The sequence below is a fragment of the Chryseobacterium sp. HNCC26DJ239 genome (genome assembly GCF_057180445.1).
This window is the reverse complement of sequence record NZ_JBXUGJ010000003.1, coordinates 125,126-149,486: the sequence shown is the minus strand read 5'-3', so window position 1 is coordinate 149,486 and position 24,361 is coordinate 125,126. Positions and strand designations below refer to the sequence as shown.

At 36.3% G+C, this 24,361-nt stretch carries 18 protein-coding genes and 1 tRNA gene; 1 reads left to right on the top strand and 18 read right to left on the bottom strand.

Annotated features, from left to right (window positions below):
* Positions 1-72 precede the first annotated feature (72 nt).
* The 3 genes from AC2A1D_RS07370 to rpoB all read right to left on the bottom strand — a co-directional run bounded on the left by AC2A1D_RS07370 (position 73) and on the right by rpoB (position 8,633).
* Positions 73-378, bottom strand: coding sequence for a DUF3467 domain-containing protein (locus tag AC2A1D_RS07370; protein WP_484042987.1), 306 nt, complete (start codon positions 376-378; stop codon positions 73-75).
* 86 nt (positions 379-464) lie between these two features.
* Positions 465-4,730 carry a DNA-directed RNA polymerase subunit beta' gene (rpoC, locus tag AC2A1D_RS07365; RefSeq protein WP_484042985.1) on the bottom strand — a complete coding sequence of 1,422 codons (4,266 nt, stop codon included), beginning with the start codon at positions 4,728-4,730 and terminating at the stop codon, positions 465-467.
* An 84-nt stretch (positions 4,731-4,814) separates the two neighbouring features.
* The gene (rpoB, locus tag AC2A1D_RS07360; protein WP_484042984.1) at positions 4,815-8,633 is read right to left on the bottom strand and encodes a DNA-directed RNA polymerase subunit beta; all 3,819 of its coding nucleotides are present in this window, start codon (positions 8,631-8,633) and stop codon (positions 4,815-4,817) included.
* A gap of 597 nt (positions 8,634-9,230) precedes the next feature.
* Here rpoB and AC2A1D_RS07355 point away from each other — a divergent pair.
* The gene (locus tag AC2A1D_RS07355) at positions 9,231-9,587 is read left to right on the top strand and encodes a prevent-host-death protein (protein WP_484042983.1); all 357 of its coding nucleotides are present in this window, start codon (positions 9,231-9,233) and stop codon (positions 9,585-9,587) included.
* A 78-nt stretch (positions 9,588-9,665) separates the two neighbouring features.
* On the opposite strand, the gene AC2A1D_RS07350 is transcribed toward AC2A1D_RS07355, so the two are convergent.
* The 15 genes from AC2A1D_RS07350 to AC2A1D_RS07280 all read right to left on the bottom strand — a co-directional run bounded on the left by AC2A1D_RS07350 (position 9,666) and on the right by AC2A1D_RS07280 (position 24,340).
* Positions 9,666-10,250 (bottom strand): hypothetical protein, encoded by a 585-nt coding sequence (locus AC2A1D_RS07350; protein WP_484042982.1) that lies wholly within the window; start codon positions 10,248-10,250, stop codon positions 9,666-9,668.
* A gap of 113 nt (positions 10,251-10,363) precedes the next feature.
* Positions 10,364-13,474 (bottom strand): DUF6923 family protein, encoded by a 3,111-nt coding sequence (locus AC2A1D_RS07345; RefSeq protein ID WP_484042981.1) that lies wholly within the window; start codon positions 13,472-13,474, stop codon positions 10,364-10,366.
* Positions 13,392-16,655, bottom strand: coding sequence for a DUF6923 family protein (locus AC2A1D_RS07340; protein WP_484042980.1), 3,264 nt, complete (start codon positions 16,653-16,655; stop codon positions 13,392-13,394). The genes AC2A1D_RS07345 and AC2A1D_RS07340 overlap by 83 nt, the downstream gene beginning before the upstream one ends.
* 291 nt (positions 16,656-16,946) lie before the next feature.
* A complete protein-coding gene (locus AC2A1D_RS07335; RefSeq protein ID WP_484042979.1) occupies positions 16,947-17,468 on the bottom strand; it encodes a hypothetical protein in 522 nt (173 codons plus the stop codon).
* A 202-nt stretch (positions 17,469-17,670) separates the two neighbouring features.
* Positions 17,671-18,039 carry a 50S ribosomal protein L7/L12 gene (gene rplL / locus AC2A1D_RS07330; protein ID WP_076390710.1) on the bottom strand — a complete coding sequence of 123 codons (369 nt, stop codon included), beginning with the start codon at positions 18,037-18,039 and terminating at the stop codon, positions 17,671-17,673.
* A 44-nt stretch (positions 18,040-18,083) separates the two neighbouring features.
* A complete protein-coding gene (gene rplJ / locus AC2A1D_RS07325; RefSeq protein ID WP_484042978.1) occupies positions 18,084-18,668 on the bottom strand; it encodes a 50S ribosomal protein L10 in 585 nt (194 codons plus the stop codon).
* Between the two features lie 17 nt (positions 18,669-18,685).
* Positions 18,686-19,378 carry a 50S ribosomal protein L1 gene (gene rplA, locus AC2A1D_RS07320; protein WP_312078928.1) on the bottom strand — a complete coding sequence of 231 codons (693 nt, stop codon included), beginning with the start codon at positions 19,376-19,378 and terminating at the stop codon, positions 18,686-18,688.
* Between the two features lie 11 nt (positions 19,379-19,389).
* A complete protein-coding gene (gene rplK, locus AC2A1D_RS07315) occupies positions 19,390-19,836 on the bottom strand; it encodes a 50S ribosomal protein L11 (protein WP_484042976.1) in 447 nt (148 codons plus the stop codon).
* Positions 19,837-20,020: 184 nt separating this feature from the next.
* Positions 20,021-20,887 (bottom strand): hypothetical protein, encoded by an 867-nt coding sequence (locus AC2A1D_RS07310; RefSeq protein ID WP_484042975.1) that lies wholly within the window; start codon positions 20,885-20,887, stop codon positions 20,021-20,023.
* Positions 20,888-21,024: 137 nt separating this feature from the next.
* Positions 21,025-21,741 (bottom strand): hypothetical protein, encoded by a 717-nt coding sequence (locus AC2A1D_RS07305; protein WP_484042974.1) that lies wholly within the window; start codon positions 21,739-21,741, stop codon positions 21,025-21,027.
* A 19-nt stretch (positions 21,742-21,760) separates the two neighbouring features.
* Positions 21,761-22,477, bottom strand: a complete 717-nt coding sequence (locus tag AC2A1D_RS07300) for a hypothetical protein (RefSeq protein WP_484042973.1) — start codon at positions 22,475-22,477, stop codon at positions 21,761-21,763.
* Positions 22,478-22,487: 10 nt separating this feature from the next.
* A complete protein-coding gene (locus AC2A1D_RS07295; protein ID WP_484042972.1) occupies positions 22,488-23,201 on the bottom strand; it encodes a hypothetical protein in 714 nt (237 codons plus the stop codon).
* Between the two features lie 289 nt (positions 23,202-23,490).
* Positions 23,491-24,033, bottom strand: a complete 543-nt coding sequence (gene nusG, locus AC2A1D_RS07290; protein ID WP_484042971.1) for a transcription termination/antitermination protein NusG — start codon at positions 24,031-24,033, stop codon at positions 23,491-23,493.
* A gap of 17 nt (positions 24,034-24,050) precedes the next feature.
* Complete coding sequence (gene secE, locus AC2A1D_RS07285) at positions 24,051-24,257, bottom strand: preprotein translocase subunit SecE (RefSeq protein ID WP_484042970.1); 207 nt, start codon at positions 24,255-24,257, stop codon at positions 24,051-24,053.
* A gap of 12 nt (positions 24,258-24,269) precedes the next feature.
* Positions 24,270-24,340, bottom strand: a tRNA-Trp gene (locus AC2A1D_RS07280).
* Positions 24,341-24,361 lie beyond the last annotated feature (21 nt).

Here is a 24,361-nt window from a genome sequence, read left to right as displayed (position 1 = left end):
TATTTAAAATTTATAGTAAAAAAAATGCCCCAGTTTTCACTGAGGCATTCTTATGTATGTTTAAGAAAAATCTTAAGCGTTTACGTTGTTACCACCTAATACGAAAGGCTCAACTTCTTTGATCTCACCAAATTGTTGTTCGTAGTTGTTAACATTTTGTTGAAGTGCAGCTAAAACTCTCTTTGCGTGAAGAGGAGCCAAGATCACTCTAGATCTTACGTTAGCTTGCTGAACTCCTGGCATAAGCTGGATGAAGTCTACAACAAACTCAGATGGAGAATGGTTTACTAAAGCTAAGTTACAGTAAACTCCTGAAGCTACCATTTCGTTTAATTGGATGTTGATGTTTCCGTCTTGTGGATTTTGATTGTTGTCCATTTTATAAATTATATTTTTTAAAATTGAAATTTGAGATTGTGAAAATATAAAAATAAATTCAAAACTCAAATTTCAATTTATTAATTTTAGTTAAGATCTTCGAATTCTTTTCTAGAACCTACGATCACGTTTTGATACTCTTTAAGACCTGTACCTGCAGGAATTCTGTGACCTACAATTACATTTTCTTTCAGACCGTTCAGATCATCAATCTTACCTGCTACAGCTGCCTCGTTAAGAACTTTAGTAGTTTCCTGGAACGATGCTGCAGACATGAACGATTTAGTTTGAAGAGCCGCTCTTGTAATACCTTGCAATACTGGTGTTGCCGTTGCTGGTAAAGCTTCTCTTACTTCTACTAAAGCTTGATCTTCACGCTTCAATTTAGAGTTTTCGTCTCTTAATTCTCTTGCAGTAATCATTTGACCTGGTTTGAATTCTTTAGAATCACCTGCATCAACTACTACTTTAAGACCGAATACTCTGTTGTTTTCTTCTAAGAAGTCGTATTTGTGCTCCAAAGCTCCTTCAAGGAACTGAGTATCACCTCCGTCTACGATAGATACTTTCGTCATCATCTGTCTTACGATGATTTCGAAGTGCTTATCGTCGATTTTTACACCCTGAAGACGGTAAACTTCCTGAATTTCATTTACTAGATATTCCTGAACCGCAGTTGGGCCTTTAATTCTTAAGATATCGTCTGGCGTAATTGAACCGTCTGAAAGCGGTGCTCCTGCTCTTACGAAGTCATTCTCCTGAACAAGGATCTGGTTTGATAATTTAACTAAGTAAATTTTTCTTTCTCCAGTTTTTGCTTCAACGATCAATTCTCGGTTACCTCTCTTAATTTTTCCGTAAGAAACTACACCATCAATTTCTGTAACAACAGCTGGGTTTGAAGGGTTTCTCGCTTCGAATAATTCGGTAACTCTCGGAAGACCTCCGGTGATATCCCCTGCTTTTGCAGATTTTCTTGGGATTTTGATTAGGACTTTACCAGCCTTAATTTTTTCACCATCGTTTACCATTAAGTGGGCTCCTACCGGTAAGTTGTAACCTTTTTGTTCAACACCTTTAGAATCTACTACTTTTAAGGTAGGTACGGCTTTCTTATTTCTAGATTCAGAGATTACTTTCTCTTCGAATCCTGTTTGTTCATCAATTTCAAGTTGGAATGAAATACCTTGGATAATATCCTCGTATTCTACCTTACCTGCAGTTTCTGCAATAATTACCGCGTTATACGGATCCCATCTACAGATTGTATCTCCTTTGCTTACTTTATCACCAGGTTTTACTGATAAGATTGAACCATAAGGAACGTTAGCAACCATTAACGGAGTTCTAGCTTCGTTATCTGCTACTAATCTAAATTCTGTTGAACGAGAAACTACAACTTCAGCTGTATTACCGTTTTCATCTTCAGAAGTAATAGTTCTTACCTCATCCATTTCAACGATACCGTCTCTTCTTGCAACGATTGAAGGGTTTTCAGAAACGTTTCCTGCAGTACCCCCTTGGTGGAAGGTTCTCAACGTAAGCTGAGTTCCTGGTTCCCCAATTGATTGTGCTGCAATTACTCCTACTGCTTCACCCATGTGGATCATCTTACCTGTTGCCAAGTTTCTACCGTAACATTTAGCACAGATACCTTTTTTAGCCTCACAAGTAAGTGGCGAACGTACTTCAACCGCTTCTAGTCCAGCTTCTTCGATTCTCTTAGCCAACGGCTCACTGATTACCTGATCTGCTTCTGCGATTAATTCATCACTTTCAGGGTCGTAGATATTATGTAAAGAAACTCTACCTAAGATTCTTTCAGAGATTTTTTCAACAATCTCGTCGTTTTTCTTAAGTGCAGTAACTTCAGTACCTCTTAATGTTCCACAATCGTCTTCTGTAACGATTACGTCTTGTGCAACGTCTACCAATCTTCTCGTTAAGTAACCTGCATCGGCAGTCTTAAGAGCGGTATCCGCAAGACCTTTACGAGCACCGTGGGTAGAGATAAAGTATTCTAGAATCGAAAGACCTTCTTTAAAGTTTGCAAGGATCGGGTTTTCGATGATCTCTGCACCAGTAGAACCAGCTTTTTGCGGTTTTGCCATCAAACCTCTCATCCCTGATAACTGACGGATCTGTTCTTTAGAACCCCTCGCTCCAGAATCAAGCATCATATATACAGAGTTGAAACCACCTTGGTCGGTTTTCATTCTGCCCATGATCATTTCAGTAAGGTTTGCGTTGGTTGTTGTCCAAACGTCGATTACCTGGTTATAACGTTCTGTATCTGTAATTAGACCCATGTTATAGTTGGCTCTAATTTCGTCTACAGTCTCAATAGAATCTGCAATCATTTTCTTTTTCTCAGCAGGAACTACAATATCACCTAATGAGAATGAAAGACCACCTTTGAATGCGTTTGAGTATCCTAAATCTTTCATTGCATCCAAGAACTTCACAGTTGTAGGGAAGTCTGTATCAGCAAGGATTTTACCGATTACGTTTCTTAATGATTTCTTAGTAAGAAGTTCATTAATATATCCTACCTGCTTAGGTACAATTTGGTTGAATAAAATTCTACCCACAGAAGTTTCGATTAATCTTGTAACGATTTCACCGTCTTCTTTAATAGGAAGTCTACATCTTACTTTAGCATTTAAAGATACTCTACCTTCAGCATAAGCAATTTCTGCTTCTTCAGGAGAATAGAATGCAAGACCTTCTCCTAGAACTTTTCTTTCTTCTGTAGAGCTCAATTCTTTAGTCATGAAATAAAGACCAAGAACCATGTCCTGAGAAGGTACCGTAATCGGAGAACCGTTTGCAGGGTTCAAGATGTTTTGAGAACCTAGCATTAATAACTGAGCTTCAAGGATTGCTTCAGGACCTAATGGCAAGTGTACCGCCATCTGGTCACCGTCGAAATCGGCGTTGAATGCCGTTGTTACTAACGGGTGTAGTTGGATTGCCTTACCTTCGATCATCTTAGGTTGGAATGCCTGAATACCTAGTCTGTGAAGTGTAGGTGCCCTGTTCAATAGTACTGGGTGACCTTTCATCACGTTTTCTAGAATATCATAAACTACTGGTTCTTTTCTATCAATAATTCTCTTTGCAGATTTTACTGTTTTTACAATCCCTCTTTCAATTAGTTTTCTAATGATGAATGGTTTGTACAATTCCGCAGCCATATCTTTAGGAATACCACATTCGTGAAGTTGCAAGTTTGGACCTACAACAATTACCGAACGCGCAGAGTAATCTACCCTTTTCCCAAGTAAGTTCTGACGGAAACGACCTTGCTTACCTTTCAATGAATCTGAAAGTGATTTCAATGGTCTGTTTGATTCAGATTTTACTGCAGAAGATTTTCTTGTATTATCGAATAATGAATCTACAGATTCTTGAAGCATACGCTTCTCGTTTCTCAAGATTACTTCAGGAGCTTTAATCTCCAATAGTCTCTTCAAACGGTTGTTTCTGATAATAACTCTTCTATAAAGGTCATTTAAATCTGAAGTTGCGAAACGCCCTCCATCCAACGGAACCAATGGTCTTAATTCTGGTGGGATAACTGGAAGTACACGCATAATCATCCACTCTGGTCTGTTGATCATTCTTGTATTCGCACCTCTTAATGCTTCTACAACGTTCAATCTTTTTAGAGCTTCAGTTCTTCTTTGCTTAGAACCTTCATTGTGAGCTTTGTGTCTCAAGTCGAAAGACAATGCATCAAGATCGATTCTTTTTAACAATTCTTCAACAGCTTCAGCACCCATTTTAGCGATGAATTTGTTTGGATCAGAATCATCAAGATATTGGTTCTCGATTGGAAGAGTTTCCATAATATCTAGGTACTCTTCTTCTGTTAAGAACTCCATATGATCGAAATCAGAACCGTCTAATTTTTTAGCAATACCTTGCTGAATCACTACATATCTTTCGTAGTAGATGATCATGTCTAATTTCTTAGAAGGAATTCCTAAAAGGTAACCGATTTTGTTTGGCAAAGAACGGAAATACCAGATGTGAGCGATTGGAACTACCAAATTGATATGCCCAATTCTCTCTCTACGCACTTTTTTCTCCGTAACTTCTACCCCACAACGGTCACAAACGATCCCTTTGTAACGAATTCTCTTGTATTTACCACAAGCACATTCGTAATCCTTTACAGGGCCGAAGATTTTTTCACAGAACAAACCATCTCTTTCTGGCTTGTGTGTTCTGTAGTTAATAGTTTCCGGCTTTAAAACCTCACCTCTCGATTCTTGAAGAATCGATTCTGGAGAAGCTAAACCGATGGTTATTTTATTAAATCTACTTGATTTATTTTTATTTGACATTTGTTAGATTTTAAATTTTAGATTTTAGATTTTAGATTAATTTTTGAATGTTGCCATTCAACATTTATAATTTAAAATTTAAAATTATTCCTCTAGTCTTACGTCTAATCCAAGACCTTGTAACTCGTGAAGTAATACGTTGAAAGATTCCGGAATACCTGGTTCAGGCATTGCTTCACCTTTAGCAATTGCTTCATAAGTTTTTGCTCTACCAATCACGTCATCCGACTTCACAGTCAAGATTTCTCTAAGGATATTCGATGCTCCGAATGCTTCAAGAGCCCAAACCTCCATCTCTCCGAATCTCTGACCTCCAAACTGAGCTTTACCTCCTAACGGCTGCTGAGTAATCAATGAGTAAGGACCAATAGAACGAGCGTGCATCTTATCATCAACCATGTGACCTAGTTTCAACATGTAAATGATACCTACAGTTGCAGCCTGCGTAAATCTTTCTCCTGTACCACCATCATATAGATATGTGTGACCGAATTTAGGAAGACCTGCTTTCTCTGTGTATTCAGTAATCTGATCTAAGCTTGCACCGTCGAAGATTGGTGTTGCGAACTTCATTCCCAACTTCTGACCTGCCCAACCTAATACGGTTTCGTAGATCTGACCGATGTTCATACGAGAAGGTACCCCAAGTGGATTCAATACGATATCTACTGGTGTTCCGTCTTCTAGGAATGGCATATCTTCTTGACGAACGATTCTCGAAACGATACCTTTGTTACCGTGACGACCTGCCATTTTATCCCCAACGTTCAACTTACGTTTTTTAGCGATATAAACTTTAGCCAACTTCATAATACCTGCTGGTAATTCGTCTCCGATTGAAATTGCGAATTTCTCACGGTTCTTAACTCCTTGGATATCGTTGAACTTGATCTTATAATTGTGAATCAATTGTTTAATTAATTCATTTTTATCGTGATCTACAGTCCAATCAGAACCACTAATGTTTACGTAATCTTCTACTGATTGAAGAAGTTTCAACGTGAATTTAGTTCCTTTGCTGATTACTTCTTCTTCAAGGTCGTTTTGAACTCCCTGAGAAGTTTTACCACTTACAAGTGTATTTAGTTTCTCGATTAAAGTATTTCTAAGATCATCAAACTTCGCTCTGTAGGTATTTTCAATCTCTTCAAGCTTCAGTTTTTCTTCAGTTCTCTTCTTTTTATCTTTAATATTTCTTGAGAATAGTTTTTTGTTGATCACTACCCCTCTTAAAGAAGAGTCAGCTTTCAATGATGCATCTTTTACATCTCCTGCTTTATCTCCAAAGATTGCTCTAAGAAGTTTTTCTTCCGGAGTTGGGTCAGATTCACCTTTTGGAGTGATTTTACCAATCATGATATCACCAGGCTTCACTTCAGCACCGATTCTAATCATACCGTTTTCATCCAAATCTTTAGTAGCTTCTTCAGAAACGTTAGGAATATCAGAAGTTAATTCTTCCATACCTAATTTAGTATCACGTACTTCTAATGAATATTCATCTACGTGAATTGAAGTAAACCAGTCTTCACGCACAACTTTTTCGTTGATTACAATTGCATCCTCGAAGTTGTACCCTTTCCAAGGCATGAAGGCAACTACCAAGTTTCTACCTAAAGCCAATTCTCCGTCTTCGGTTGCGTAACCGTCGCAAAGAACCTGACCTTTTTGTACTGTATCTCCAACTCTTACGTTTGGTCTCAAAGTAATAGTAGTACTTTGGTTGGTTTTTCTAAATTTAGTAAGGTTATATGTTTTAGTAGCAGACTCGAATTGTACCAAATCTTCGTCTTCGCTTCTTTCATATTTAATTACAATTTTGTCTGCATCTACGTACTCTACAAGACCAGTACCTTCTGCGTTGATCAAAATTCTTGAATCTCTTGCAACTTGCTGCTCAAGCCCTGTACCTACAATTGGAGCTTGTGGCTTCAATAGAGGAACTGCTTGACGCATCATGTTAGATCCCATCAATGCACGGTTCGCATCATCATGCTCCAAGAAAGGAATTAATGAAGCTGAAATACCAGAAATCTGGTTTGGTGCAACGTCGATAAGGTCTACTTGAGATGGTTCTACCACTGGGTAATCTCCATCCAATCTTGCAATAATTCTATCAGTTTCAAATTCACCGTTATCGCTCAATTCAACGTTTGCCTGAGCAATTACTTTAGATTCTTCATCTTCTGCATTTAAGTAGATAGGTTCAGCAGTAAGCTCAATTTTACCATTTTCTACTTTTCTGTACGGAGTTTCGATGAAACCAAGTCTGTTGATTTTTGCATAAATTCCTAAAGATGAAATCAAACCGATGTTTGGTCCTTCCGGAGTTTCAATCGGACAAATTCTTCCGTAGTGAGTATGGTGAACGTCTCGAACCTCGAAACCTGCTCTTTCTCTAGATAAACCACCAGGTCCTAGTGCAGATAATCTTCTTTTGTGCGTAATCTCAGACAATGGGTTGGTTTGGTCCATGAACTGAGAAAGCTGGTTCGTTCCGAAGAATGAGTTGATTACCGATGTTAATGTTTTAGCATTAACCAAATCAAGCGGTGTAAAGATTTCGTTATCTCTAACGTTCATTCTTTCTTTAATTGTTCTTGCAATTCTTGAAAGACCTACACCAAATTGTCCTGCTAATTGCTCACCAACAGTTTTAATTCTTCTGTTTGATAAGTGATCGATATCATCTACCTCAGCTTTAGAGTTTACCAATTCGATCAAGTGTCTTACGATCGCAATGATATCTTCTTTTGTAAGAACTTCAGTTGTAGTAGGGATGTTTAGACCTAATTTTTTGTTCAATCTATAACGACCTACTTCTCCTAAAGAGTAACGTTGTTCAGAGAAGAATAGTTTTTCGATAATTCCTCTTGCCGTTTCCTCATCTGGCGGATCTGCGTTTCTTAACTGACGATAGATATATTCTACAGCCTCTTTTTCAGAGTTTGTAGGGTCTTTTTGTAATGTATTTTGGATGATAGAGAATTCGTTAGAATTTTCTTTGTGAATCAAAATAGATTTCACACCAGCTTCCAAGATAAGATCTAAATGCTCTTTCTCTAGGATAGTTTCTCTATCTAAGATGATTTCGTTTCTTTCGATAGAAACAACTTCACCAGTATCTTCATCTACGAAATCTTCGAACCAAGTGTTCAATACTCTCGCAGCCAATGTTCTTCCTTCTACTTTTTTAAGGGCAGCTTTAGAAACTTTCACTTCTTCAGCAAGGTCGAAAATCTGAAGAATATCTTTATCAGATTCATAACCAATCGCTCTTAACAATGTAGTTAAAGGTAATTTTTTCTTACGGTCGATATACGCGTACATTACGCTGTTGATATCTGTTGTAAATTCCATCCAAGATCCTTTGAAAGGAATAATTCTTGAATAATAAAGCTTAGTACCGTTTGCGTGGTAAGTCTGCCCGAAGAATACCCCCGGAGATCTGTGTAACTGAGTTACGATAACACGCTCTGCTCCATTGATAATGAATGATCCAGAAGGAGTCATGTAAGGAACTGGCCCTAAATACACATCCTGAACTACAGTTTGGAAATCTTCGTGCTCCGGATCTGTACAATACAATTTAAGTCTTGCTTTTAACGGAACCGAATACGTAAGACCTCTTTCCACACACTCATCGATTGAGTAACGTGGTGAATCTACCAGATAATCTAAAAATTCAAGAACAAACTGATTTCTAGAATCTGTGATTGGGAAATTTTCCTGAAAAGTCTTGTAAAGACCTTCATTCTTTCTGTCTTCAGGAAGAGTATCAAGCTGGAAAAACTCTGTAAACGACTCAATTTGGATATCCAAAAAGTCTGGAGTTACGATTTTTCCTTTCGCTGATGAGAAATTAATTCTCTTTTCCTGAGTTGATGCTGTTGTTTTACTCATAAAACTTTAAGAAAGGGGGTTAAAAAATATTTTGTTTTATAAAAAATATCAGAAGATTAAAGACACAGAGGAAAAGTAAAAAAGGTAAAAGTGTTTTTTTGGCGCTAACATAAGAACCTCAATCTCTTACACTCATTCTTAATCATTCTAACTGCAACGCTGGTATATCTTTTCACAGCGTAATGCAAAATATTTTTAATTACTTTTGAAGCTGAAATGCTGCCTATTTATAAAACAGAAAACTCTCTTTCAAAATCCTTGAAAGAGCTGATTTTTAGTATTTTATAGAATTACAATCAATTTTTTGCGCCAAAAGAGACTGCAAATATACAACAATTTATTGTAACCTCAAAAAAAAACCTATTTACAAAACGAAATAAACTATTAAAAAACAGTTAATTACAAAGTTTTTAAAATTTATTTAAACTTTATTTACAAAAGCATTCAAGAAAGTTTCTTTAACAAAAGATTTAGAAGTATATTAGCCAATTGAAAATTAGGGAATTTTAAAAATCAAAAATTAGATCTAGAGAATTGAGCAAATAAGCTATTTTACCTTAAATTTGTAATATTTTTTACTTCAACAAAATTATATCAATGCAGTACAGACTGGAACTAAACACACCATCCACAGATCCAAATATTGTTTTTCATAACATCTTATTTGATAGTTTCAAGATTAACATTATTGAAAGGCACGGAAAAAAAATTAAAGGCGCTTCTAAATTACTTGAAGTAAAATTTAAGGTGCGAACTTTAGACGACCAACTTATCCAAAAGAAAGATGGAAATGGTAGAGTGAAACTTAAAAATGATGATTTTGAAACCTATCAAAGTTTAGTAAGAGAGTTTAGGTCTTACGAATACAAAAACAAATTGATTAACCGCAGCGAAGTACAACAAAAATTTGTGTACTTTTTATTACAGCACGTTATTGCGAATTACAATTTGTAAAATAATATTGAAAATAAAAAAAAGACTGCCTCATTTTGAGACAGTCTTTTTTTTGCTTTAAAATAGGAGTTTACGCCTCTACGGCTTCCAGAAGCTCCATTTGCTTCCGTTGTAAACCGCTAAGCGTTTGGAGCCCGTTTTGTTGATGTAAACCATCATTCCCGGACTTGGACTCGGGATTTCTTTTACATCAGAAACGGTTGGTAAAACCATGGCTTTCGTTGTACTTTCTAAAACCAAAACACCATCTGCTGCACTGGTATCCGAACCGATAATCGCTTTGGAACCGGAAGATTCCGGCGCCTGTGCTATCGTCGGCTGTGTTGCCAATACAGCTGAAACATCGGCATCTTGACCACTCAAATCCACCCAACCATTCGTTCCGGATGTTGTGTTTCCGTTGTAGTATTTTATTCTCGCTGCTGTTGGCGTACTTGCATCCAAAACAATCGTGCCTTCAACCATCGTCGGTGCAGCCGTGGGAAGCGTTCGTACGTATGGCAAAATAAGTCCTTTACCGGTATTGGAACCTGATGCCTGTGCCGCAAATTCAAGCAAAACGGAGGTTTTAGTGGAAGCAGTTCCTACTGCATCGCCAATGATAACCTGAGAAAAAAAATTGCCCGATACAAGCGCAAAAGCTATTAATATGATTTTCTTCATTTCTTTATTTTTTTTGATTTAATTTAAAAGCAAGGGGAAGCGATTTTCTGCGTAAAGTTCTTATTAAATCTAAACTTTTCTTTGAAACACTTCCCTTTACTTTAATCATAAATTTACGGACAAGCAGGGGTTGAGAAGCAACTCCAAACTCCATCCGAATAGATTTTTAAACATTTACTGTATAAATCGTACACCATCATCCCATCAACAGGATCGGTAATTTTATTTAAATGATTCGCGGAGGCGGTCAACGCTGGATCGCTCGTCATTCTCGTAATCACAAATCCTTTCGTGTTAGATTCCAAAACAGTGTGCGCAGAGCTTCTGTTCATTGGCCAGTTGCCATTGTTCGCTCCGGCTCTTTGCAATAAAGTGATTCCATGGTTCGTAACTCCTGTTGCCGCAACCACACTTGCATCATTGTAACAAACTCCTGCATCGGTATCCGTCGCACTGTTGTTGGATGTTAAGTTTTCAGTTGCCGTACTTGGTGCGGTTACCGTTGCGATATTCACCAAGTTTCCTGTATAGTTAGACGGAACTGCTACCGTTACGGTATACGTTACGCTTCCTCCAACCGGTAGCGAAACTAAATCGTTTAGCGCTCCTGTCTGTGGTGAAGCGGAAGTTCCCGTTACATTTGTTGTTGATCCTGAAGATGCAACGGCATAATAGCTCATCGTGGTGATTCCAGACGGTAAAGCATCTACTACATTGGCATCTACAACTCCGAAAGGTCCATTATTGGTTACCACAATCGTATACGTTGTATTGGCGCCTGGAACGTAGTTCGATACACCATCTGTTTTACTGATTTCTAAATCGGTTGCTAATGCTAAAACTGCAGTAACTCCAACACAAGTTGCTCCATCACTTAAAGTCGTGGCTGGAACGTTTGAAATTTTTGTGGAAGTACCTGATGTTACATTAAATTGTGCAAATTCTGACCCATCATTCGCTGAACCATAAATGTGTCCCGATCCAGATCCCCACATCGCTCCATATTGACTGCTATTGGCAGTACCTGTTCCGTACGTTACCAAACCTGTACTTGGGTTGATTTTCACTAATTTACTTGTAATCGAATCTACTCCGTAGAACATACTGTCTGAGGTATTATAAGCTAAATCACCTGTATTTACAGTAACTGCTGCATTTGAAGCATTCACCAAATTTATCGTGCTTACCAAAGTTCGCGTGGATACATCTATTTTGTACATTAACGATGAGTTCGTAGGTCTTATGTAATAATTTCCAGCACTATCAAAAGCTCCAGCATCATACGTTACTGAACCCGATAAACTTGGGATTGCACCTAAATTATAAACTTTTCCATCGGAACTGATTTTTAACAATTCATTATTTCTCGTATTTCCAAATGCAGCATCATAACGCAAAGCATATATAAAACTATCCGATGGATTAAAACCTAATGCGTTATAAACATAACCATGACTGTTGTCTCCAACCGCCAAGAACGTTAAAGGATTGGTTACTGTATTAATCGTATACAAAGTCGTAGCAGTAGAAACATCTGGACTCTGGCTTAGGTAAAAAGTATTTCCACATGCAAAAGCTGTAGCACATTCTACCGCTAATCTGTTGGCGGAAGTACCGACTGGCTGGCCTTGTTCTACTGTTCCAGTTTCTGCAGCACCTCCTGAGTTAACGACTACAGGTACCCCTTGTGCGTCAACCGTTGCAATACCACCAACATTTACTGTTCCTGCTGCATCGGTAACAATTCTACCATTTGTACCTACCATTGCAGTGGTTACATTGTCGGCACCTTCGATAGCATCATAACATCCGTCACCATCGCTATCTAGATCTAAACGATCTGGGGTTCCGTCTCCGTCTGTATCAATATCAGAACAAGTTGTAGTAAATTGAAATCTATTTCCGTTATTGTCACTTCCATTTAGATTAGTTTGCGTCCAAGTAAATCCATTTGTAGTCGTTGTAAACTTAAATGTTCCTTCTCCTGGAGCTATATTAGTAGATGTAGCAAATGGATATCCTGGATTCATTCTAAAAGTAATAGAATTGGCTGTATAAGGTCCAGAAATGGTCTGCCAACCTCCGTTAAAAATCTGAAGCTGTTGGTTGGGATCATTTAAGGTAATTGTATTTCCAGTTGGCACAGAAAACGTCTCTGTTTCATTACTTGTAAAGTAAAAACCTCCCGTCCAAGCAGTTGGATAAGTTATTTCCAAATAAACTGGACTCGTCATAACCATATTATAATTAACATAATGGTTAAGCCCAGCAGTTACCTGCATCAAAAGTTGACCTGTTGTAGCTGCTGTTGCGTCTTGTTTTGGGAATGTAGATACAGTGCTGCTTCCTCCTCCTAAAGATGCAGTATACTTTATAAAACTGTTAGGATATAAAGTTGTTGCTGTTGTTGGAAGTACATTGCTTGTAAAATCGATCGCTCCAGTATAACTTTCGTTACAATCTAAAATACCATCGTTATCATCATCCAAATCACATGCATTAGAAATACCATCTCCATCAGAATCAGGATTTGAAGCTGTTATCGCGCAAGGATGAACATCTGTATCAACAGCTGTATTATTGGATGTATCTGTATCGCTGAAAGATCCTGTTGGAATTGTAACCGCAGCTGTGTTGGTAAAATCGCCAGTATAATTACTTGGTACATCTATAGAAATAGTATAAGTAATTGACGAAATAACATCTAGAATCCCATCATTATTACTATCTGTTGATGGACCGAAAGAAATAACATCATTAATTTCGGCACCCGTTACTGCTCCTGCTGTTAAGGATGTTTTCGCACCATTTGCAGTTACAATTGATACAATATTTGCAGCTGTAATTCCTGCTGGTAATGTATCTTTAAAGTTAACAAGTGGCGTTCCAAAAATACCATTATTGGTCACTTTTATGGTATAAGTATTAGTTGTTCCTGCTGTATATAAGGTTTTACCATCATCTTTAGTAATACTTAAATCTGTTGTAAATGGAATAGGCTGAGTTAAACAATGCGCTCCATCAATCCCGAATGTTGATACTGTTTCTGAAATTACCGTTGCGACACCTGTCGTGGTGTTGAAATGTACAAAATCTCCATTAGCCGGAATAGCTACATTTCCAAAAATATTACCATTGCTATCAGCATACATTGATCCATACACTGGTGCCGTAGCCTGTGCAGCACCTATATAAGTTACAACTCCTGCAGTTGTGTAAGACACTAATTTTTTTGGAAGTTACATCAAAAGCGTAAAAATTACCTCCATAAAATGCATGATCCGGAACATTAATAGTGGCACTCATTGTTATCTCTGTAACAGCCAATGTATTAACATCAATCTTAAATAACTTATTTGAGTTCCCTTGTTTTACATAAAAGAAGCCATCACTTGCAAAATCACCTGTTACAATTACTCCACTTGTCAGTAAGGCTGGAAGCTCTCCAAGATTATAATACACACCATTAGCATCTATTTTATACAAGTATTTTATCGCACCACCTGCTCCACCATTAATACCATAAATATAACCGTCATTTGTATTAAAGCCAATACCGTTAATATCTGCTGGTCCAGCATTTCCAATGATAGGAGATAATGTTAGAGGGTTAGAAGAGGTTCCTAAAGTATACAATCCCGAAGGTGATCCGCTTACAGCATAAAGTTTCCCATCACAAGTAAACGGGGTAGCTGCTAAAATCTTAACCGTTACAACTGTTGTATCTGTACCGGAACAAGTTCCATTCACTGAATACTGGAATTGATAAGTACCTGCCGCCAATTCACTTGAAGTTAATAAACTTCCAACAAGCTTACCGGTATTTGATAAATCGGTCCATGTTCCATAATTGTCATATGGTCCTGTTATATAATTAAATAAATTGAGAATAGTTGTGTTGTTCTGTGATGCAATATTAACTGTTTGACCTGTTCCCGCTTCCGGTATACTTGCCGTATTAGGAATCACATAATTTAATAATGTAGTATTAATACATGCACCCGGAATCGTAGAATAAGTTATAGTTGCAGTATATGTTCCTGGATGGGTAGCAGAATTAAATGTATTAAAAGTAAGTGTATTACCCGTAGCCAAAATTGTTGTATTTCCTTGTTTTCTCCATTCAATTGTCGCATTCGACAATCCATCGATAGACAATTTCCCAACCTGTCCATTACAAAGATTTTCAGGACGAATTACTGGTAGTTTAGGTGCATTAACAAAAATCTTAAACACTCTTGTTGCATTACACCCATCAGTAACCTGTACTTCGTACAAACCTGGTGACAATTGTGAAAATATATGACTTGTACCGTTATCTATTAATAATGCACTACCATTATACGAAATAATTTTATACGTAAGTGTAGCAGCACCAATCACATTCATCACGAGTTCTAATTTCCCAGAAGCACAAGGAATAACGAAATAATCTTTTAAAATCATTCCATTAGACGGTACATAAAAAGTTTCTAAAACTCTTTCACAATAGGTAAAGCCAGAATTTATATTTGTTGGATTTCCATTATTAGGCACCCCATTACCATAAAGACCAGACCTTACAACTACTCTAAAGTTTCCAGAATTAACAATATTAGATAATGCAGCTGAAATGGTTCTATACCCTGGATTACCCCATTCACCTCCAAGATCTAATGCATTCGTGTAGTTTATAATATCTCCTGCATTTTGTAAAGCACCATCTGACGGTCTCCCCCATTTTCCAGATGCAGGAAAATACTTCTGTAGATAAAGGCTTTCATTTCCTAAATATGAAGAAAGAGAGACTGAAAAATTAAAGCTTCCACAGTTTAATGAGAGGTTACTTGTATAAACACGATTTTCTTGTAGTGTTATTGTTTTATCTAATGGTACTCCACAGTTTGCTCCTGTTCCTCTAAATGTGTAAGTTCCCAATGGTAAGGAGTTCATATAAAAGCGTCCATCAGAAGCAATATTAGCACTTACATTGTATGGTAATGCGCCATATTGTGATACAAACGCTGCAGGAGCCGAAATAATCTGCATTGAAGCTAAATTATCTACTTGGTTTCCATTTAATACCGTTCTGATATAAAATGCTGCGGTTCCCATTCCATCTTCACATGCAGAAAAAGCGCCGACTTCTGAAAGTACATCTGAAAAATTATTCGTTATAGTGAAATTTCTGGACAAAGTACGTCCACAAGATTCTATAAGCACCGAATAGTTACCAGGAGGTACTGCTTGCGTAACACCTCCAAACGGAATTGCTGTATCGATTGGTCCTGTAAAGGTATGAGTATAAGTTCCTGCGGTAAAATTACTATTATAAGTTGCAGGATCAAATCCAGCAGGATAACTTGTGAATGTTACATTAACATTGCCATACTCTCTTAAAAAATCAGTAATACTAAAAAACTTGCTACCACAAGTTGCATCCGCCACTCCAACGTAGTAGTAAAAACTTGCATTGACTGTATCATCTTTGTTAACTACTGGAGTGGTTGATGAACAAGCATCATAAATTTTTACATTATAGTTGTAAGTATAACCTTCATAATAAGGAATTAATACTTGCTGTGTTCCATTATCTGCTGCACTAGTCCAAGTTTGGTTAATTACTGTTGGTACTCCTGTTATCGGGTTTTGAATTGTAATAACAACCGTCATCGGAAATTTAGACACTGGTATATTTATATATCCATTATACTCTATTTTATCATAGTGTTCAATAAAATTACAGTTGTACATTTCATTAAACCCTTGAGTACCATAATTAGTTCGAATGACAGAATAAACAGAAGGGTCTGTCACAACTGTATATCCTAAAGGAAAGCTGTCGCCACATGCATTTTTAGCCACTACTACATAATTACCCGCAGGAACGTTAGTAAAAGTGTTAGAAGCTTGAGCTGGTCGCACGATATTATTGGCTGTATCGTACAAGGTAAAACTTACTGCAGTACCAGAAGTAACCGTAGCAGTTAAATTATAATTTGTACAAAGTGTTGTCTGTGACAGTGTAAAAGCAACAGGCGTAGTCGTATCTGTAATTACAACATTGTTTTGTGTTTGTTGATTACTTTGAGCTCCAAAATTTTGCGTAGCCTTTACAAAGTAAGTTCCATCTTGTAATGTAGATTCTGTATGCGCTAAGGTTGCTCCGGTAGCAGCAATCCCGGTGGTTACTCTAATAGGATTTACCAAATCAGTAGATCTGTAAATGGCAAAGTCGAAACTTGCTCCAGATTGAGTTCCACTGATATTAAAATTTATTTTTCCATTAGCCTCACAACTTTGTGTTACCGTAGTAACCGCCATCGAAAAGGTTGTAATTTGTGATAAAAATTTACCACTTAAGAAAAATAAAAAAAGAAATACTATTTTTATTTTTTCGTTCATGTTTTGTGTATTATTTTTCATTTGTAGAAAACTTACTATTACTTAACAGCAAGTAAACGAGGAAAATTTGCCAATAACTATTCTTCTAAATATAATTTACCAAACCGTAACACATTTAGAAAACAAACCAGAAGTAATTGATTAGCTAAAAAAGATTTCAAAAAAAGAAATCAAATCCTCATAAAAAAGTTCAAATATTTTAAGAAAAAGACGGGGGCGGTCTCACGGAAAAGACCTCGGAGAAATTGAGGATCCCTAAATTGGTTGTATAGAAATAATTTCTTTGTTGATAGAGAAGTTCTAAGTTTTTTCTTACAGAAATGAAATAGCCGTTAATTTAACAGCTGAAAGCAAGTCATGATTGGGATACAGTGCACATTTTACAATAACAGATTTGCTAGTAAACAATCGAGAACTATCTTCACCAGAATGATATTTCCAAAGAATCGGTTTTGATTTTTGAGCGTAATTCTTTTGTGAATCTTCTTTGGCTTTCTCCTGTTTTGTAATAAGTTTTGTGCTTTTAATTTCTGAGCTTTTGTTTTTAGGAACTTTTATTTTTGAACGCTTAGAGATAACTTTACCATTCGCAAAAATAAAAGCATCGCCAGTAACATGCATCATCGATGCGTTCGTAATTACTACATTATTGATAGAAGAATCTGTAGAAGCACTTACCACTGCTGTAGTATCTACCTGAGAATAAGAAAACTGAAAAGTAAATAATAAAAAAACAAAGAAAACCTTACCAAAGAATATGGTATAGGGTAACGGTATATAATCGAAATGCAAAGAACATTTAAATAAATGATTCCTTTCCAATTTTTTCAACATTTGTATTTTCGCTGCAAAGATAAATAAATTTCAATGCAATTAAATTAACCAAATTTTAACATAATAACATAAATCCTGAAAAACGATGAACTGTTCAAAGAGGCAAGGAAAAAATCGCTATGCAATGCATGGCGATTGTGTTTTAAAACAAAAAAAACTCCCAAACTAAGTTTGGGAGTTTATATATTAGAATTTCGAAAAATTATTTCAATTCTACTTCAGCACCAGCTTCTTCAAGTTGCTTCTTAAGAGCTTCAGCTTCGTCTTTAGATACACCTTGCTTCAATGGAGCTGGAGCACCGTCTACGATATCTTTAGCTTCTTTAAGACCTGCACCTGTTAAATCTTTTACCAATTTAACGATAGCTAATTTAGAAGCACCTGCAGACTTAAGAATTACATCGAATTCAGTCTTTTCTTCAGCAGCTTCACCTGCACCACCTGCAGCAACTACTACTGCAGCAGCAGCTGGCTCAATTCCGTACTCATCCTTAAGGATAGCAGCTAATTCGTTTACGTCTTTTACTGTTAAGTTTACTAGCGTTTCAGCTAAATTTTTTAAATCTGACATTGTTGTAATGTTTTTGTTGATTATTGATTATTTTTTGAGTGTAATTATTCAGCAGCTGGAGCTTCTCCTTCTGCAGCAGCTTCAGGAGCATCAGCAACTGGAGCTTCTTCAACAGCAGGTGCAGCTTCTTCAGCTTTAGCCTCTACTGTTTCAGGTTTGTTTTGAAGAGCAGAAACAACTCTTTGGATTGGAGACTGAAGTAATCCGATGATTTCACCGATCATTTCTTCTCTAGACTTGATGTTTGCCAACATGTCTAGGTTGTTGTCACCAACATAGAAAGTTTCTTGAACATAAGCAGACTTCAAAGCCGGCTTCTCTTCTTTCTTTCTAAAACCTTGGATTAATTTTGCTGGAGCATTAGCTGTTTCAGCAACCATAATCGCAGAGTTTCCTTTGAAAGACTGGAACATTTCAGAGTAATCTACTCCTTCAATTTGTTCCATTGCTTTTTGTAAAAGCGTATTTTTTACAACTTTTACTTTAATATTTTGCTTGAAAGCTTGTCTTCTGAAATCAGAAGATTTTGCAGCGTTCAAACCTTCTAGATCTGCTACGTAAACTACTTTTGCATCCTGAAGCAAATCTTTGATCTCTTGTATCGCTACAACTTTTTGGTCTTTTGTCATTGTCTTAGGATATATTATTAGTTAACAGATTTTGTATCGATTGCAATACCAGGACTCATTGTAGAAGACAAATAGATAGACTTCACATAAGTACCTTTAGCAGCAGTTGGTTTCATTTTGATCAAAGTTTGGATCAATTCCTGAGCATTTTCCTTGATTTTAGCAGCATCGAAAGATACTTTACCAATACCTGCGTGGATAATACCGTATTTATCTACTTTGAAGTCAATTTTACCAGCTTTCACTTCAGCTACTGCTTTACCAATTTCCATAGTTACAGTACCTGATTTAGGGTTTGGCATAAGACCTCTTGGTCCTAATACTCTACCTAATGGTCCTAATTTACCCATTACAGCTGGCATCGTAACGATTACGTCTACGTCTGTCCAACCTTCTTTAATTTTCTGTAAATATTCGTCCAAACCTACATAGTCTGCACCTGCAGCTTTAGCTTCAGCTTCTTTATCTGGAGTTACTAAAGCCAAAACTTTAACATCTTTACCAGTACCGTGAGGAAGAGATACAACCCCTCTTACCATTTGGTTAGCTTTTCTTGGATCTACACCCAATCTTACAGCGATATCTACAGAAGCATCAAACTTTGCAGTGTTTACTTCTTTTACAAGCGCAGAACCTTCTTCAAGATTATAGAATCTTCCTTTTTCTACTTTGCTTGCAACTTCTTTTTGCTTTTTTGTCAATTTTGCCATTTCTCGTAGTTTTAAGCGTTAAAAGATGGTTTAGTTCCAGTTACTCTTAATCCCATAGATCTAGCAGTACCTGCTACCATAGAAACCGCAGAATCCATAGTAAAGCAGTTAAGGTCAGCCATTTTATCCTCAGCGATTTTCTTCACCTGATCCCAAGATACAGAACCTACTTTGTTTCTGTTTGGTTCTCCGGAACCTCCTTTGATCTTAGCCGCATCCATTAATTGGATTGCTGCAGGTGGAGTTTTAATAACGAATTCAAATGATTTGTCTTCGTACACTGTAATTACTACAGGTAAAACTTGACCTGGCTTGTCCTGAGTTCTTCCGTTAAATTGCTTACAAAACTCCATGATGTTCACACCTGCAGAACCCAAAGCTGGACCTACTGGTGGAGAAGGGTTAGCAGCGCCACCTTTCACCTGAAGTTTTACCATTTTAAAGACTTTTTTAGCCATTTTTTGTTTTTTAAATTTTGAATAATTAATGAGTTTGGAAGCATTATTATTCAGCAGGTTACCCATTCTCACATTAAGTAAACCTACTTTTCGGACTGCAAAAGTATAAAATATTTTTTAATTAGCAAATACTTAACCAGTTAAAAAAATAAAAATAAGGCTTTTTATAATAGTAAATAGAAGCTTACATAAAATGCGGAGTGAGTTTTTTTAAAGGAAGTTGAACTCCAATTCTAAACTGTTCAAACGGAAAATATCGTATCCCATGCTGATATTGTAGAAACCAAACCGTTTTATTTTTGGTTTCAACACCAATTTTACTCGCAAAGACCATTGGTTTATCTCCATAATCTACGGCACGTTTAATCCAACCTGTATATCCTGAAAATGTATTTTCCCAAATTATATTTTTATGTTTTAATACAGCTTTAAAGCCATACATTACGGCATCATCCTGAACATTAAGATTCGGGGTTTGGATATCCCAAGAATAAAAACCTAGATCTGAAACCACGCGAAGTTCTTTAATGAATGAATTTTCAAACATAAAAGATTTTCCCATTTCAAGATCGAAATAATATCCTGCTGTATTAAAAAAACGCCGATTTTTAAAATCACTTCCTGATGCAGTTTTTAAAGTTGAATTAAGAATTATGCATGGCAATTTTTCTTTTTCGGAAAGCAATTTTATCCTCGTTTGTATGTATACGTCTCCTGTAGCTATACCTTTATTTTTTTGCATTCCTCTTCTATTCTTCACTTCATCAGTTACCGAATAGTTTTCTAAAAGAACTTTCCAAATTTTCACAGAAACTTTTTCACTTATTAATGGAATTTCAATTTTTGTAAGATTGGAAATCGTTTTATCTCCATGCCCAAAATAATAATCGCCATAGATCGACAATTGAGTGGATTCTGCAATTCTTGCATCGGTAAAATCTGGAACAGGGTTTGCGTTTGGGCCAAAATAATTTGTTGTATGATGAATAAGACTTTGCGCAACGATGAATTTTGTACACAAAAAAGCGAAAGAAAAGAATACTTTCCTCATAGTTTAGTTAGTTTACTACAAAAGTAAACAACTAAAAGAGAAATATAGAATCATAATTTAATTATTAGACAAATATTCAAAACAATAAAGCATCCCGAATAACCGGAATGCTTTGCAGTATTGTCTTTGGAGATTTTTTAATAAGCGGCCGCCGTAAGATTTGAACTAATAATTTGATCTGTTGTAGGCGTTCCACATCCAGAATTCTTTTTATACTGGTAAGAAATAGTGTACACTTTATTTTTTTGTAAGGTAGTATATACCATTTTTGAATTGACAGGATAAATATCTGTAATCCCCGCAACTCTTGGAACAAATTGCGCTGTATCTGATGAAACTACCGTTGAAGTACCGTCTGTAGTATTGGTTAAAACAATCTGAAGCGACAATGAAGCACAATTCCCTACTGTAGCAACAGTAACCTGTCTCATTATATCTGCAGAAATAAAAATTCTTCTCGGAACTGTACTTGCCGTAAATGTAACGACCGGTAATAAATTGGTAAAAGTAGTAGCCGAAACATTTATAACTGTGGAAGACGACTGGGTCTGAATATTTGAAGTTGAAACATCTGCCGTTGTTAAAATACAACCAGAACTAGTTCCATCTGCTTGAATATATTTCAAACATTTTTGTCCCGTTCTGTTATCAAAAAAAAGTCCTGCTTTTAACTTTGTATTTCCGTTCAGTAATGTAGGATCACTTATTTTTGGAAGCATAACAGGTTTATCTTGTCCTACAATATGGAGCACAGAACTTGAATTAGGTGAAGTAGTATTCACTCCAACTTGCGCCTGTAATTTGGCAGCCAAACCCAAGAATAAAACTGCAAAAATTATATAATTAGTTTTCATCAAAATACAACTCATAAGATTAGTTAACTTGTTTGTACGTAATACTCATATCTGCAGTCCAAAACCAATTCGTTAAATTGGAATTACAAGTGGCATCTGCAGCCTCTTGTAAAGTAAAAGTGTAAGTACCAGGATCTAATACAGCTACATAAACAAAAGAAACAGGAAATATGTTTCCCTGCGCAGTTGCAATCGTCTGATGATAAGTAGATTTTACAGGTGTAGCTCCTCCGTTTTGAAACAGCCCAAGAGTAGCCTTTGCACATTGTGTACCTGTACCTGCACTTTGAATATATTGATGTGAAGCAGAAACTGCAATCCTTACTAAAGACTTTTTAGTTAATACCACTACACTATTGCCTGAAATTGGTGTTAAACTTCTGTACGTTGCGGAAGCAAGTGATGTTCTTCCCGTTTCATCATATCTTACATTTTGAGAATATGCTCTCTTATTATCAACAATACAATCCGAAATCCAACCATCTCTATAATACACAAAACATTCTTTTTCCTCACTATAAGCCATCATTCCATCTTTCATATTTGTAGAAGACAAAGAAGTACTGTTGGTAACATAAGGCAAGACAATTCCTTTATTTTGTGAATCACTATTAATAAATAGTTCAATCTGCGAATCAAGTTTGTCTGACGTAGAAGTTAATCGATCAGAAATAACGATCTGTGCGTAAGCGGAAGAGCCCAACAATAGCACTGAAATTACAAAAAGGTTTTTCATCAATGTTTTATTAAAAATGAGTAACAGAAAGCGTCATATTTGTAAAAGTACCAGTAACAGTACATAAAGTCGCACTTTCAGGATTTTGAAGAACTTTTACCGTATAACTTCCTGCATCCAACGCAACCGTATTCAATACAAGCTGAAAAGGCATACTAGAACTAACCCCTGATGAACCTCCGAAGTTAAAAAGCCTATTGATACTATCTACAACTGTTCCAGTAGAATTTTTAATTAATTGAATGGTAAAAGAACCACGAAAACATGATGTGGAAAAGACATTATCTAACACCAATTGTGCTACCAATTCTTGCCCACCTTGTGAAACATTAAATGTGCTGGTAAGACCTGAAACTTCATAATTGGTACTATAACTAAAACCCGGCATCGTGCGTGCATATGTAATAGGACCTGTAGTAACCGTCGCTGGAATTAGTGAAGTCTCTGTTAAATATAATTCAGACCAATAATAAGCAGAATTTGAAAGTTTTTGGTATCCAACCAGGCCACCTCGATCATCGGTATATGCCAACATTCCCTTTACAGGATTAGTAACAACGGTAGAACTTGTTCCAGAAATAATCGGAAGTTTCCAAACTTTGGCTGTGGAGCCAGACTGGAGCGTAGTATTTGAATTTAGAATTGTTTGATTTAGGCCCACCTGAGCATTCGAAGAAACGATACACAAGAAACCTCCAAAAGAAAGCATCCTTTTTATAACCATCAATTTGTGTTTTTGTAGGAATTCGTAAAATATATTAATTCAAGTAGTTTAGTTTCTATTTTACAAACGCAAATCTAATGTTTTTCTATATTTAATAAATACAAATCATACTATTTAACATATTAATTCGTATACCAAAAACTTCTAAACACAGTATTTCAAATACTTAAATCATTTACCTTATCATAAAAATCAATCCCATAACACATCAAAAAAAATCGCAGCTAGTAATAAAGACACAAAAAAACCACTCTGAAAAGAGTGGTTTATATATTTTAAAGTTATAATATTAAACTTTTTCAACTTGCACGAAGCTAAGTTCCATTGGAGTTTTTCTACCAAAAATAAGAACTGACACTTCAATCTTCTTCTTATCTTCAAGAATTTTCTCTACTGTTCCGTTAAAGCCATTGAAAGGACCATCAATTACTTTTACGTTTTCTCCAACAACGTAAGGAATTTCAAGATCTGTAGCAAATTCAGAAAGCTCATCCATTCTTCCAAGCATTCTGTTCACTTCAGATTTTCTCATCGGAACAGGATCCCCTCCTTTAGTTAAGCTTAAGAAAGAAATTACCCCAGGAATGTTTTTAATAATATGCGGAATCTCTCCCATTAAATCTGCTTCTACCATAAGGTAACCAGGATAATAAGGCTTCTCTTTTGGAACTTTCTTACCGTTTCTCAAAAGAATAACTTTCTCCATAGGAATAACCACTTGAGTAACATACTGCTCAAACCCTAAACGTTTGATTTCTGTCTCAATATAGTTTTTCACTTTATTTTCCTGTCCGCTGATGGCTTTCAGCACATACCATTTCAATTCACTCATTATGGGAAAATCCTTTTTTAGTTGAACATATCGATTAGCATTCCAATGATGTTGCTTATTGCTTTAGAAAAAAGCTCATCAACTCCAAAGGTAAATAATGCAAGAATCACAGTAGCTATAGTCACTACAATCGTTGAAGATTGAAGATCTGACCATTTTGGCCATTCAACTTTATGTCTGAATTCGTTATAAGAACCTTTTATAAAATCGACAAATGAACTCATAATTTATATTTGCACGGGCACAAGGATTCGAACCCTGATCAACGGTGTTGGAGACCGGTATCCTACCATTGGACGATGCCCGTAGATTAAAAAGCTCCGCAAGT

Coding starts and splice junctions, on each gene's coding strand:
- AC2A1D_RS07300 (WP_484042973.1), bottom strand. CDS start 22,477: ATGAAAAACCTTTTTGTAATTTCAGTGCTATTGTTGGGCTCTTCCGCT.
- rplK (WP_484042976.1), bottom strand. CDS start 19,836: ATGGCTAAAAAAGTCTTTAAAATGGTAAAACTTCAGGTGAAAGGTGGC.
- secE (WP_484042970.1), bottom strand. CDS start 24,257: ATGAGTTCATTTGTCGATTTTATAAAAGGTTCTTATAACGAATTCAGA.
- rplL (WP_076390710.1), bottom strand. CDS start 18,039: ATGTCAGATTTAAAAAATTTAGCTGAAACGCTAGTAAACTTAACAGTA.
- rpoC (WP_484042985.1), bottom strand. CDS start 4,730: ATGTCAAATAAAAATAAATCAAGTAGATTTAATAAAATAACCATCGGT.
- AC2A1D_RS07335 (WP_484042979.1), bottom strand. CDS start 17,468: ATGTTGAAAAAATTGGAAAGGAATCATTTATTTAAATGTTCTTTGCAT.
- rplJ (WP_484042978.1), bottom strand. CDS start 18,668: ATGACAAAAGACCAAAAAGTTGTAGCGATACAAGAGATCAAAGATTTG.
- AC2A1D_RS07340 (WP_484042980.1), bottom strand. CDS start 16,655: ATGAAAAATAATACACAAAACATGAACGAAAAAATAAAAATAGTATTT.
- nusG (WP_484042971.1), bottom strand. CDS start 24,033: ATGAGTGAATTGAAATGGTATGTGCTGAAAGCCATCAGCGGACAGGAA.
- rpoB (WP_484042984.1), bottom strand. CDS start 8,633: ATGAGTAAAACAACAGCATCAACTCAGGAAAAGAGAATTAATTTCTCA.
- AC2A1D_RS07370 (WP_484042987.1), bottom strand. CDS start 378: ATGGACAACAATCAAAATCCACAAGACGGAAACATCAACATCCAATTA.
- AC2A1D_RS07305 (WP_484042974.1), bottom strand. CDS start 21,741: ATGAAAACTAATTATATAATTTTTGCAGTTTTATTCTTGGGTTTGGCT.
- AC2A1D_RS07355 (WP_484042983.1), top strand. CDS start 9,231: ATGCAGTACAGACTGGAACTAAACACACCATCCACAGATCCAAATATT.
- rplA (WP_312078928.1), bottom strand. CDS start 19,378: ATGGCAAAATTGACAAAAAAGCAAAAAGAAGTTGCAAGCAAAGTAGAA.
- AC2A1D_RS07310 (WP_484042975.1), bottom strand. CDS start 20,887: ATGAGGAAAGTATTCTTTTCTTTCGCTTTTTTGTGTACAAAATTCATC.
- AC2A1D_RS07350 (WP_484042982.1), bottom strand. CDS start 10,250: ATGAAGAAAATCATATTAATAGCTTTTGCGCTTGTATCGGGCAATTTT.
- AC2A1D_RS07295 (WP_484042972.1), bottom strand. CDS start 23,201: ATGGTTATAAAAAGGATGCTTTCTTTTGGAGGTTTCTTGTGTATCGTT.